At 67.5% G+C, this 12,203-nt stretch carries 13 protein-coding genes and 1 pseudogene; 8 read left to right on the top strand and 6 right to left on the bottom strand.

Annotated features, from left to right (window positions below; genetic code table 11):
- The 3 genes from DVH23_RS12660 (at position 1) to DVH23_RS12650 (ending at position 1,267) form a co-directional block, all read left to right on the top strand.
- Positions 1-336, top strand: a complete 336-nt coding sequence (locus DVH23_RS12660; RefSeq protein ID WP_232833758.1) for a hypothetical protein — start codon at positions 1-3, stop codon at positions 334-336.
- Between the two features lie 62 nt (positions 337-398).
- Positions 399-890, top strand: coding sequence for an Lrp/AsnC family transcriptional regulator (locus tag DVH23_RS12655; RefSeq protein ID WP_114577791.1), 492 nt, complete (start codon positions 399-401; stop codon positions 888-890).
- 107 nt (positions 891-997) lie between these two features.
- Positions 998-1,267: a HalOD1 output domain-containing protein gene (locus DVH23_RS12650; protein ID WP_114577790.1), complete on the top strand. Its 270-nt coding sequence runs from the start codon at positions 998-1,000 to the stop codon at positions 1,265-1,267.
- 20 nt (positions 1,268-1,287) lie between these two features.
- Here the strand turns inward: DVH23_RS12650 and hutI are convergent, their stop codons facing one another.
- From hutI to hutU, 3 genes are read right to left on the bottom strand one after another with little or no spacing between them, the layout of a single operon-like run.
- Entirely contained in the window at positions 1,288-2,553 is a 1,266-nt protein-coding gene (hutI, locus tag DVH23_RS12645; protein ID WP_114577789.1) for an imidazolonepropionase, read from the bottom strand.
- Positions 2,550-3,500, bottom strand: a complete 951-nt coding sequence (hutG, locus tag DVH23_RS12640) for a formimidoylglutamase (protein ID WP_114577788.1) — start codon at positions 3,498-3,500, stop codon at positions 2,550-2,552. Before hutG ends, hutI begins: the two co-directional genes overlap by 4 nt.
- A complete protein-coding gene (gene hutU, locus DVH23_RS12635; RefSeq protein WP_114577787.1) occupies positions 3,497-5,260 on the bottom strand; it encodes a urocanate hydratase in 1,764 nt (587 codons plus the stop codon). The genes hutG and hutU overlap by 4 nt, the downstream gene beginning before the upstream one ends.
- Before the next feature lie 85 nt (positions 5,261-5,345).
- Here hutU and DVH23_RS12630 point away from each other — a divergent pair, with 85 nt between their 5' ends.
- Entirely contained in the window at positions 5,346-5,990 is a 645-nt protein-coding gene (locus tag DVH23_RS12630) for a helix-turn-helix domain-containing protein (protein ID WP_114577786.1), read from the top strand.
- A 37-nt stretch (positions 5,991-6,027) separates the two neighbouring features.
- Here DVH23_RS12630 and DVH23_RS12625 read toward each other — a convergent pair.
- A pseudogene (locus DVH23_RS12625) lies at positions 6,028-6,609 on the bottom strand (YjiH family protein); the annotation flags it as partial.
- Entirely contained in the window at positions 6,606-7,904 is a 1,299-nt protein-coding gene (nreA, locus tag DVH23_RS12620) for a DNA repair protein NreA (protein ID WP_114577785.1), read from the bottom strand. The gene nreA and the pseudogene DVH23_RS12625, both read right to left, overlap by 4 nt.
- A gap of 94 nt (positions 7,905-7,998) precedes the next feature.
- On the opposite strand from nreA, the gene DVH23_RS12615 reads away from it, so the two are divergent.
- From DVH23_RS12615 to DVH23_RS12600, 4 genes are all read left to right on the top strand, one after another.
- On the top strand, positions 7,999-8,337 hold the full coding sequence (locus DVH23_RS12615; RefSeq protein WP_224828884.1) for a winged helix-turn-helix domain-containing protein: 339 nt from the start codon (positions 7,999-8,001) through the stop codon (positions 8,335-8,337).
- Positions 8,334-8,639, top strand: coding sequence for a hypothetical protein (locus DVH23_RS12610; RefSeq protein WP_114577784.1), 306 nt, complete (start codon positions 8,334-8,336; stop codon positions 8,637-8,639). The genes DVH23_RS12615 and DVH23_RS12610 overlap by 4 nt, the downstream gene beginning before the upstream one ends.
- Before the next feature lie 63 nt (positions 8,640-8,702).
- Positions 8,703-9,092 carry a hypothetical protein gene (locus DVH23_RS12605; RefSeq protein ID WP_114577783.1) on the top strand — a complete coding sequence of 130 codons (390 nt, stop codon included), beginning with the start codon at positions 8,703-8,705 and terminating at the stop codon, positions 9,090-9,092.
- A 281-nt stretch (positions 9,093-9,373) separates the two neighbouring features.
- Complete coding sequence (locus DVH23_RS12600; RefSeq protein ID WP_114577782.1) at positions 9,374-10,462, top strand: hypothetical protein; 1,089 nt, start codon at positions 9,374-9,376, stop codon at positions 10,460-10,462.
- Positions 10,463-11,082: 620 nt separating this feature from the next.
- Here DVH23_RS12600 and DVH23_RS12590 read toward each other — a convergent pair.
- The gene (locus DVH23_RS12590; protein WP_114577781.1) at positions 11,083-12,048 is read right to left on the bottom strand and encodes a transcription initiation factor IIB family protein; all 966 of its coding nucleotides are present in this window, start codon (positions 12,046-12,048) and stop codon (positions 11,083-11,085) included.
- Between the last annotated feature and the right edge of the window lie 155 nt (positions 12,049-12,203).

Below are 12,203 nucleotides of genomic sequence, written 5' to 3'. Positions count from 1 at the left end.
ATGTCTGACGATGGTTACAGCGGCCGACTGGAGAAACGAACGGTCGGCCAGCGGTCGCGCCACGATCGCCTCTTCGAACTCCTCTCGGAGCACCGCCGACGCGTCCTCCTCCGATACGTAGAGGACCGACCGGTCGTCACCGTCGGGGAACTGGCCGCCATCGTCAGCGAGGAGACGGGCACGGCCACGTCGGAGGCCGCGATCTCGCTTCGCCACGCCGACCTCCCGGCGCTTGCCGACGCCGGGCTCATCGAGTACGACTCCCGGTCGTCGACCGTCCGCTACGACGGCGACGACCTCGTCTCGGACCTCCTCGAGGTGGCGACTCGAGCGTAGACGGGTTCGAGAGCAGGACGTGCCACAACACCCTTACGGACGGGACTGTCACCTTCCGAGAGATGTCCGAGTCGGAACTCGACGAGACCGACAGGGCGATCCTCCGCCTGCTGGCCGAGGACGCCAGACACACCACGCCGGTCGATATCGCGCGCCGGCTCCCGGTCTCCGACGGCACCGTCCGCAACCGGATCGAGCGCATGGAGGAGGCGGGCGTCATCCGGGAGTATCTGCCGGTGATCGACCACGAGTCGGCCGGCTACCCCCTGACCGTCGTCTTCACCTGTGACGCGCCGATCGCCGACCGCGGGTCGCTCGCCGGCGACGCCCTCGAGGCGGACGGCGTCGTCTCCGTCCGGGAGTTCGCGACCGGCGGCGGCGACGTCGAGGTGACCGCGGTCGCCGAGGGCGTCGCCGACATCACGGAGACGGCTCGCCGTCTCCACGAGGTGGGCCTCGAGGTCCGGAACGAGCGGCTCCTCCGGCAGGAACGCCGAAGGCCCCGTGGCACCCTCGAGGGAGACCGGGCCGATCCGGACGAGGAGCGGCCGTAGCTCGATTCTCCCTCCACGGTGAGAAAATTACAACGACTGCGCCGTCGAACCGGATTCGTTTGTCCCGACCGGAGCGTTTTTACAGAATAACGAAATACACCGCAGCCATGGAGATCGGAGACGCCGTCAGCCGGACGGTCGCCGACGACGAGACGCCGACCGGGGTCGTCGTCACCGCGGTCGCATGTGTCACTGGCTCCACCGTCGGGGAGGTCTCGCCGCTCCACCACAGCGTCGATCCCGCTTCCCTCGACGAACTGTTCGACCCGACCCGCCGGGGTCGGCGCCGCGGGCGTGTCGAGTTCGAACACGACGGCTGTGAGGTCTCCGTGCGCTACGACGGCGATGTGACGGTCGCCGTCGCCCCCTGCGAGTAGGGCGAGCGGGCGCCGCCACGTCATCCGCCACCGACAACGAGTTTCCCGCCCTTCAGGACCCGATCGACGGCGTTGCCGTCGTAGTCGTAGGCGAGGTGGCGGTAGGAAGGCGCCCCGAGGACCACCAGGTCGGCGGGCGCGCCCGGCTCGATGATTCCCCGCTCCGGACGGTCGATCGCTCCTGCGGCCCGCGACGTGATCCCGACCACCGCCTCCGCGGGCGTCATCCCCATCCCAACGCAGGCGAGGGTGGCCGAAAAGCCCATGCTCCGGGCGTAACAGTTCGGGTTGAAGTCCGTCCCGACCGCAGGGACCGTCCCTCGGCGGCGGTAGGGTTCGAGGTCGGGATATTCGCCCCCGAGTCCGAAGGCGGTCCCCGGAAGGACGACCGGGGTCACGCCCGCCGAGAGCAACCGCTCGACGTCGCTGCTCTCGGACTGGAGCAGGTGATCGGCGCTCGCGGCCCCGAGATCCGCAGCGAGGTCCGTCCCGCCGATGGTCGTGAACTCGTCGGCGTGGATCTTCGGCGTCAGCCCGTGATCGATCCCGGCCTCGAGGACGCGTCGGGACTGTTCGACCGAGAAGGCGCCCTCCTCGCAGAAGACGTCACAGAACTCGGCGATCCCCTGCTTCTCGACGGCGGGAAGCTGGTCCTCGACGACCCGCTCGACGTAGGCGTCGGCCTCGCTTCCCTCGGGAACCGCGTGGGCGCCCATGAACGTCGGGACGACGTCCACGGGGTGGCCGGCGCCCGCCCGCTCGATCGCCGACAAGAGCTCGAGTTCGGTCTCGCTTTCGAGCCCGTACCCCGATTTGACCTCCACCGTGGTCGTCCCGTGGGCGAGCATGACGTCCAGGTGCTCCCGGAGGGAGGCGACGAGGTCGTCCTCCTCGGCCTCCCGAACCGCCCGGACGGTCCGGAGGATGCCGCCGCCCTCCGCGAGGATCTCCTGATAGCTCTTCCCGCGGAGTTTGGCCTCGAACTCGTCGGAGCGGTCGCCGGCGAAGACCGCGTGGGTGTGGGGATCGACGAATCCCGGCAGGACGGGGTTCCCCTCGGCGTCGATCGCCGTCGCCGCGTTCTCCGGGGGGTACTCCCGGACGAGTTCGTCGGACGGACCCGTCGCGACCACCTTGCCGCCGCTGGCGACGACCGCCGCGCCCTCCTCGCGGACGAGGACGGGCTCGTCGGGCGGCTCCGGACCTCTTTCTCCCTCGCGGTCGGCCGGTCCGGTCACCAGTTCGCCGATCCCGTGGACGATCGTATAGTTCGCGTTCGTGCTCATCGTTCGACCTCCAGGTAGCCCGCCAGTCCGTGGGCGACGGCCCGTGCGGCGGCGTCTACGGTCCGACCGCCCCGGTCGAGCGGCGGCGCACACTCGACGATCTCGAACCCCGCGAGCCGGTCGTCGCTCGCCATCAGCCGCACCGCCCGATATAGTTCTCGGGTCGAAAGCCCCCCAGGGGTCGGGGCACTCACGCCCGGCGCGGCCGACTCGTCGAGCACGTCGAGGTCCACGCTGACGTACAGGGCGTCGAGATCGCCCATCGCGTCCATCGCGAGTTCGGCCGCGACAACTGGATCCTCGCCGACCTCCTCGGCGGTCACCACCTCGCCGCCCCGCTCGTCCACGTAGTCGGCGTACGCGCTCGACGTCTCGAAGTGTCTGGCGCCGATGCAGGCGTAGGCGTCGAGTCCGGCCTCGAACAGTTGTCGATACGGGGTCCCGCTTGTCGGGCCGTCCCGGACCTCCCTGACGTCGAGGTGGGCGTCGAAGTTCACGACGCCGAGGCTGCCTCGATCCAGTAACGGAGCGGCGTTCGGATATGTCAGGGAGTTGTCCCCTCCCAGGAACACGGGGAGCGCGTCGGAGGCGTGGATCTTCCGTGTGGCGAACCGCTGGAGGTGGTCTTGCTTCTCGGCGACGGTCTCCGGGAGGGGGTCGCCGGCGTCACCCGCGAAGCCGAGATCTCCGAGGTCGCCGATCGACCCGACGGGGTCGGCGTCGAAGTGATGGGTCTTCGTCGCCGCCAGCCGTTCGCGGATCGCCGTCGGTCCCTCCGCGGCTCCCGTCCGGCCGATGACGGCGTCGTCGAACGGTTCGCCGACGATGACGGCGTCGTAGTCGTCGGCGTCGGCGAACTCGATGGATTCGACGACGTCCCCGAACTGACGGTCGTTCGGATCCGACGAGGGAGCCGTCCATTCGAAGGCGGGTTCCCGGTAGCTCATCTCGATCCCCGTTCTTCCATCGGGATCGCAACGTCCGATTCCGCCGCCTCCTCGATGGCTTCCTCGTAGCCGGCGTCGGCATGACGAATCACGCCCATGCCGGGGTCGGTCGTGAACACTCGTCTGGCTTTCTCGGCGGCGAGGTCGGTACCGTCGAGGACGACGTGGTTGTTCGCGTGGATCGCGTTCCCGATGCCGACGCCGCCGCCGTCGTGGACGCTCACGATGTCGGCGCCCGCCGCACAGTTCAGCAGGGCGTTCAGGATCGGCCAGTCGGCGACCGCGCCCGTCCCGTCCCGCATCGCCTCGGTCTCGCGGTTCGGACTCGCGACCGACCCCGCGTCGAGGTGGTCTCTCGTGACGACGATCGGCGCCGAGATCTCGCCGTCGGCGACAAGGTCGTTGATCCGCAGCGCGAAGCGGGCGCGCTCGGTCAGACTCTCCTCATTATCTCCCGCCTGATATCCGAGCCAGCAGACCCGCGAGGGCAGCCCCTGGAACCGGACCCGCTCGCGGGCGAGTTCGATCCAGCGCTGGAGGTGGCCCTTCCCGGGGAACAGTTCGAGGACCGCCTCGTCGGTCCGGTGGATGTCCGCGGGGTCGCCCGACAGCGCGAGCCAGCGGAAGGGGCCCTTGCCCCGGCAGAACTGCGGGCGGATGTAAGCGGGGACGAATCCCGGGAAATCGAACGCGCGGTCCATCCCGCGTTCGTCTTTGACCTGTCCCCGGATGTTGTTGCCGTACTCGAAGGCGATCGCGCCCCGTTCCTGTAGGTCGAGGATCGCCTCGACGTGGCGCTCCATCGTATCGAGGCTTTCCACGCGGTACGTCTCGGGATCGCGCTCGCGCAGTGCGTCTGCCTCCCCGACCGTGTAGCCGACCGGATAGTACCCCTCCAGAGCATCGTGGGCGCTGGTCTGGTCGGTGACGACGTCCGGAACGGCGTCCCGTTCGAGCAGCCCCTCCAGAAGATCGACGGCGTTACAGTGGACGCCGACGCTGTAGGGCTCGCCTGCTTCGGCCGCCGCCTCGGCGCGGTCGATCGCCTCCGCGACGTTACCGACCTTCTCCTCGCAGTAGCCCGTCTCGATCCGGCGATCGATCCGTGCTTCGTCCACCTCGGCGGCGATACAGACCCCCCGGTTCATCGTCACCGCGAGGGGTTGGGCGCCGCCCATCCCGCCGAGGCCGCCGGTCGCGACGATCTTTCCCTCGAGATCCGCCTCGCCGTCCTCATCCCCGTACTCCTGGCGGGCGAGTTCCGCGAGCGTCTCGTACGTTCCCTGGATGATCCCCTGGGTGCCGATGTAGGCCCACGAGCCCGCCGTCATCTGGCCGTACATGATCTTTCCCTCCGCCTCGAGCTCGTGGAAGTGCTCCCAATTGTCCCACTTTCCGACGAGATTGGAGTTCGCGATCAGCACCCGCGGCGCCCGCTCGTGGGTCTCGAACCGGCCGACGGGTTTGCCCGACTGCACAAGCAGGGTCTCCCGATCGCCGAGTTCGCGCAGTTCGGCGAGGATCGCGTCGTAGGCGTCCCACGACCGGGCTGCTCGGCCCGTGCCGCCGTAGACGACTAGGTCCTCCGGGCCCTCGGCGACCTCCGGATCGAGGTTGTTGTTCAGCAGGCGGAGGGCCGCCTCCTGGCGCCACCCCTCACATTCGAGGTCGGTCCCGGTGGGCGCACCCCGGTACTTCTTCCACTGCTCGCTTGGCTCTCCGCTCCCGAGGAATGTCTCCGGATCGTTCTCGGCGTCCATGCCATTGCAAACCACGCGCGGATCCAAGGCCAGTGGGGTTCCGTTCGGAGGGTTATTTATATGACGAGCGCGCCTACCGCCCCGCGTGTACGAGGCCACCTTCTCGATTCCCGACTCGAGCCCCTACACCGAGCCGACCGACGGCACGGACTGCCGTATCGACCTCTGGTGTAACGACCACGCCGACCTGCTCTCGGTCCGCGGCGAGGTCGGGGCCGTCGTCGAGCGGGTCCGGACCGACGTCGGGATCGACGGCGAGATCCGTACGGGAACCGAAGCCGTCGTCGTCACGAGCGCCTGCCTCCGCGAGCAAGAACCCACGATCGAGAGATATCTCCAGCCCCACGGCTGCCTGTTGCTTCCGCCGCTCCGGTACGCCGACGGCGCGAAACACTGCCGGGTGCTGGCGCTCGACTCCGCGAGCCTCGCCGACCTCTACGCCGCCCTCGTCGATGACGGCCTCTCGATCGACGTCCGGTCGAAACGCGAGGTCCACGCCCCCACTCCCTCCTCGCCGCTGGTATCCGTAGAGGGCGTGCTCCCCGAACTGACCGCCCGCCAGCGGGAGGTCCTCGCCCTCGCCGTCTCCCGGGGCTACTACGAACTCCCTCGGGAGACGACGACCGCCGAGCTGGCGGCGGAGCTGGGGGTCGGTCGCCGGACCGCCGAAGACCACCTCCGGCGGGCCGAGGGAAAGCTGCTTCCCGCGCTTGTCTCGTATCTGTACTGAAACGGGTCGCGTTTGGCGAGCCGTTCCGAACGATTCCCTACAGCAGGCCGGCGGCGGCCACGACGTGGGTCATGAGGGCGATGACGGGTACGAGGATGATCGTCCGCAGGACGAAGAGGACGACCAGATCCCGAAAGCGGATCGGGATATCACTGAACATGTCCATCATCATCGGGCCGACCGCCGAGAAGAAGATCAGCTGAGAGATCGAGAGCACGGCGATGAAAAAGCGGGCCATCGGCGCGGCCTCGGCGACCAGCAGCGCGGGGATGAACATCTCGGTGATCCCGATGATCGTCGCCGGCGCGACGACGTCGGCGTCGGGGATGCCCAGCAGTTCGATCACCGGCACGAGCGGCTGGGCGATGATCTCGAACGTCGGCGTGAACTCGGCGATGACGACCGCGGCGAGCCCGATCGAGAGGATCGTTCCGAGGATGAGCACAGCGAGTTTGAGCCCGTCGATGAACCCCCGGACGGAGGCGCCGACGATCGTCCCGCCCTCCTCGGCCTTCGCGACCGCCTCCGAGAGCCCGAAGCGGAGGTAGTCGACGGGCGCCCCTTCGAAGGGAGTTTCGGGGTTAGGTTCGGCGACGTACTCCTCGGGCACCCGGCTCAATCCCGCCCGAACGCCGCGAGGTTCGACTGGACCCCCGCGGCGAGCTCGGACTTCCGACGGAGGCGGTCGGCCGACACGGGGAGGTGCTCTGCGATCGCTGAGACGGCGCCGTGGAACGTTTCGGCCTCGCCGTGTTCGCCCTCGAAGGCGTTCCGGACGCTCTCTCTGACCTGCCAGACGCCGACGGGCGCCCAGTAGTCGTCGCTGACCTCGCGGAGGACGAGACACTTCGCCTGCCGGCCGATCGACTCCAGATGTTCGAGCACACCGAGGCGCGCCGCGTAGTACGCGCCCGCGGTCTCCTCGACGTAGCCCGTCCGGCCCTCGTAGCCCTCCGAGGCACTGGCCATCCAGACGCCCCCGGCGGGATCGGGGTTCCAGATGCTGCCCGGGGCTTTCATCTCGACGAGTTCGAACTCCCAGCTCCCCGGGGAGAGCACGACCCAGTAGCGGTTGCCCATGTACTCGTTCTCCCAGACCTGGACCGTGTCGATGCTCTGCTCGGTGCGAATCGACCCCCGGAGGAACTTCCCGACGGTGTCGTCTACGGCGGTGATCGACCACCGCGTGGGAACCAGCCGGCGCTGGGCGGCCTCGCCCAGGGCACCGGCAGAGAGGATCGAGTTGATCTCGTAGACGTCGAACCCGCGCCGATAGAGGTAGGTCATCGCACCCTCGGCCTGCCAGTCGTCGTCCTCCAGGGTCTTCTTCACCGGTCGGGGGACGTGGGGGTTTTCGGTCAGGTCCGCCGACTCGGCGGACGCACGCGGCCCCCGCGGCGTGGCGACGTCGGTCCCCGCGTCGAGTCCGAGGTCGGGTTTGCCGTCGAGACCGATCTCGACGTCCACGGGCCGGTCGGCGATGGCGACCTCGCGCTGGACGCCGACGAACCCCTCCCACTCGTCGTGGACCGAGGGGGCGAGTCGGCTCGCGATCCCCGGCGAGTCGACGTTCGCGCGCTTGTTCGAGTTCAGCAGGCCCGTCCGGCGGCCGAGCACGTCGTCGATGCCGTATCCATCCTGGTACCAGCCGCTGTCGGTGACGTACTCCTCGGCGCGTGCTTCCTCGCCGACCGGCGAGAGCAGGCCGACCGGGATGTCAGGGTAGTTCGAACGCCCGACGAAGATCGAGGGCGAGGTCGAGCCGACGAGGGTGTCTCCCGATAGCGCCCGCTCGAACTCGCGTTCGAACCGCTCTAAGTGGTCGGTGATCTCGTAGGACTTCTCCCGGGCGAGCCGGCGGCGTTCTGCCTCCTCGTCGGGCTCTAAGTCCTCGAAATAGTCGTCGAGGCGCATTCGTCTCCGGTAGGCGATCCCGGAGTATTAATGTTGAGTTCGGGGAGCCAAACCGGACCACTTTTGCTCGTGTCGACGAGACGAAAATACATCCGTGAGTGAGGATCCGTCGGAGCTGTTCGCCCTCCTCGACGACGAGTACGCGAGAGCGATCCTCACCGAGACCAGCGACCGAGCCATGTCCGCACGCACACTGAGCGAGCGCTGTGACGCCTCCCTCCCGACGATCTACCGCCGGCTCGACCGGCTCGAGGAGTGTGGTCTGATCGGCGACCGAACCGAGATCGCACCGGACGGCAACCACTACAGCGTCTACGAGGCCCGCCTCGAGCGCCTGGAGGTCACCTTGGAGGAGGGCGCCCTCGCAGTCGAGGTCACCCGCGAGGAGGACGTCGCCGACAGGTTCACCCGGCTCTGGGAGGGGTTGCGGTGACCGACGTCGTCCGGCTCGATCAGGCGCCGCTCGTCGAACTGCTCTCGGTGGCAAGCCTCCTTCTCGTCGCGCTTCTGGGGACCGTGATCGCCGTCCAGGCCTACCGGGGCTACCGGCGCAACGACAGCCGACCGATGCTGTATCTGGCCGTCGGTCTCTGGCTGCTGACGCTCGTGCCCTTCCTCCTGAACGTCTCCCTTGCGACCACGGGCGTAGACAGGGTCGAAATCGCCCTCGCGGAGAACGTCGCCCGGCTCCTGGGGCTTCTCGCCATCACGTACTCGCTGTACGGGATCGACTGACGGGCCCGGTTCGAAGCGGTCAGGTGAGTGAACTTTTTTGTCGCCAGCCACGTTACGACGGCTATGAGCGCGATCGAGTCCGTGGCCGCCCGGGTCGCTACCCGGCGGCCGACGCGGGCCGAAGCCCTCCTGGGATGGCTTCTGCTGGTCGCGGTCCCGTACTGGATCGTTACCCTGGAGCCGATACGGCCGTGGCTGATCGCGTTCGCCGCCGCCGGAGCGTTGATCACCGTGGGAGCGGCGGCCGAACTCCGCGCCCCGGCCGGCGACCGGACCGACGGAACCATCTCCCGATGGCTCGTTGCCGTGGTCGTCCTCGCGTCGCTCGTCCTCGCCCGCCACCGTCTCCCCGCGGCTCTCACCGCGAACGTCGGGCTGGGGATCCAGCTCGCGGCCGCCGTCGGCGTCTGGTCCCGCCTCCTGCTTGCGCGGTGGCTCCCCGATGCCCGATGAGCCGGGAGCGCCGGGAAGTTGCGACCGGTTCCGGCGGCCGAACTGATAAAAGCGGCGTGGCGTTTTCTGTCCCTGAACACGCCCTCGACGATTGATACTCCCCCGGCGGAAAGACCCGACTGCGGCCCGTCGGTGGACACCCCCGGACGCCCTCTCCCCCCGAACGTGCCTCTGACATCACGGTCGCCGGGAGGGGCCGCCCCGCTTCCCCGACCCACGGCCGCGTACCTGCCCGCGTGTCGATAGTAATCACTTTATCCCCGTCTGATAACACGACGACAATGGCCTCCACGCGGCTCGCTCTCGCGGCCGTCGTCGTCCTCGCCGTCGTTGCCCTCGCCGGCTGTACCACGACCCTCTCGAACGATTCGAGTCCCGACGCGGACGCGTTGGTCGCGGACGCGATGGAGGGTGACGACGCCGAAGCCGTCGTCGGCGAACGGACGGTCGAGTACGCCGACGGAAACGGGAACGAAACGACCACCGAGCGGGTCTGGGAGACGGGCGACCGCTACCGTCTCGAAACCGTCAGCTCCCCCGAGGGCGAGTATGACGGGGACGTGGTCGTCGACAACGGGACGTCGATCCTCTCTTACGACGCCGATACGGACGAGGCGATCGTCCGGGATCCCTCGACGACCGCGAACGTAACCGAAGGCCTCGAGTCCACCTACGTCGGGACCGACACCGTCGCCGGCCGGGACGTCCACGTCGTCGACGTCGACGTCCGCAACGAGTCCGTCAAGCGGGCGATCGACGTCGTCGTTGGCGACACCCGCTTCGTCTATCCCGTAGCGATCGAGGAGCGCGACATCGCCTTACAGCACCAGCGCCTCTGGATCGACGAGGAGTACGGCTACGTCCTCAAACAGCGCGAGATCTACGAGGACCCCGACGGGACCGAACTCGAGGTCACGTCCACGTTCGAGGAGGTCTCCTTCGGAGAGCGGATCGACGACGACCGGTTCGAACTGCCCGACGACGCGGACGTCGTCGATCCCGACCCCCAGCAGTGGGAGTTCGCCGACCGCGCGGAGGCCGACGATCACGTCGCCTTCGACCTTCCCGACGCCGAGTTCCCCGACGACTACGAACTGCGCGCGGTGAGAGCCGACGAGTACGAGGGACGGATCACGGTCCACGAGGAGTACGCGGTCGGCTCCGACCTCCTCTGGTACAGCGTCGCCGAGGAGGGGCTGATGCCCGCCGAACCCGACCGCGAGAACGTCGGCACGGTGAACGCGACGGTCCTCGAACTCGACGGGCCGACGCTTCTCACCTGGGAGTGTGGCGGGTTGCAGGTCCAACTCAGCGGGCCGTTCGACGTCGAGGGGCTGCTCGAGCTCGCGGAGGGAGTTCCCTGCGAGTGAGCCTTAATCGAGCGGAACCCCGCCCGTTCACAGTAGTTGCTGAAGTGACCAAGTGACGATTGTCGTTGTCCCCGTTGTCTCGATATGGTCGAGACAGCTGAGGCAACGCAGGTGACTCGCGCAGTGTCGTAACCGCTGTTTCCTGAACTTGAGTTTGGAATCGCTGCTAACGCCACATATTTGAGCGAGGACTTCCAGCGAGTCCTCGCTCGGATTGCCTTCGACAATTCACGGGTGGGTCCGAGCGGACGAATCGGCCACAACCGCACGGTTTAGGCCCGCAGGGGTCGTTTGTTGGCGTAACTCAACCGGGAAACCTGGGGCTGGTTTGGGCTTCCCCGTCAACAACTACAGCACCCCTGCCCGGTGGGGCTTGCGTCGATCCGGCTCGCCGCAAGTACGGCCGATGGCGCGGCCTGTGTGCCACAAGCGGGGCGACCGCGACGGACTGTCGCGGTCGGTGTTCCCATGCGTTTTCCGCCCCGACGTGGAGCATACGAACCGAGACCGTCCAACCGTTGGACGGGAAGTTGCCTCCGTCGGAGGTCGGTTGCAGTGACTGACCCCGAGCGTGCGGACGAGGAATCCCACGACTTCAGTCGTGTGGAGGGCGTCAACCGTCAGCTGTGGATCCCCATCGCCTCGATCTGTTCTTGATACCGGTTCCGGATCGTGACCTCGGTCACTTGCGCGACGTCCGCGACCTCGCGCTGGGTCTTCTTCTCGTTACAGAGCAGGGAGGCGGCGTAGATCGCCGCGGCGGCGTACCCCGTTGGGGACTTGCCCGACAGTAACCCCTCCTCGGCGGTCTTCTCGATGATCTCGTTTGCCTTGGACTGGACCTCCTCGCTGAGTTCGAGTTCGGAGCAAAACCGGGGGACGTACTTCTTCGGATCGACGGGACGCATCTCGAGACCGAGTTCCTGGGAGATGTATCGATACGTTCGGCCGATCTCCTTTCGCTCGACCCGGGAGACCTCACTGATCTCCTCTAACGAGCGGGGGATACCCTCCTTGCGACAGGCCGCGTACAGTGCCGAGGTCGCGACGCCCTCGATCGACCGGCCCCGAATCAGGTCCTCCTTGAGTGCGCGCCGGTAGATCACGCTCGCGACCTCTCGAACGGATCGGGGAACGCCCAGCGCCGACGCCATCCGGTCGATCTCGGAGAGCGCGAACTGGAGGTTTCGCTCGCCAGCGTCCTTCGTCCGGATGCGCTCCTGCCACTTTCGGAGCCGATGCATCTGGGAGCGTTTCTCCGAGGAGATCGACCGGCCGTAGGCATCCTTGTCCTTCCAGTCGATGGTGGTCGTCAGCCCCTTGTCGTGCATCGTCTGGGTCGTCGGCGCGCCCACGCGGGACTTCTCCTGGCGCTCCTGGTGGTTGAACGCCCGCCACTCCGGCCCGGGGTCGATCTTTTCCTCCTCGACGACGAGCCCACAGTCCTCACAGATGAGCTCACCCCGGTCGGAATCCTTCACGAGGTTCTCCGAGTCACATTCGGGACAGACGTGAACGTCCTCCTGATCCTCGGTCTCCTCGTCGGTCTCGCGCAGTCGCTCCCGCTGGCGGGTGGACCGTGTCATCGCACTTTTATAGTAGTACGATAACCACACATAAACCTTTGGCAAGCCCCAAAATCCGGCGGCTCGAATCGCCCGAAACGAGGGGTTTCGGGCGACCCTTCCGTCGAATTCCGGATCAAAAGGACAAGGGTTTTAGCCCGGATCCGGCGACTCCC

The organism is Saliphagus sp. LR7 (assembly GCF_003344565.1).
GTDB classification, from domain to species: Archaea; Halobacteriota; Halobacteria; order Halobacteriales; family Natrialbaceae; genus Saliphagus; species Saliphagus infecundisoli.
This window is presented reverse-complemented; position numbering and strand designations above follow the sequence as displayed.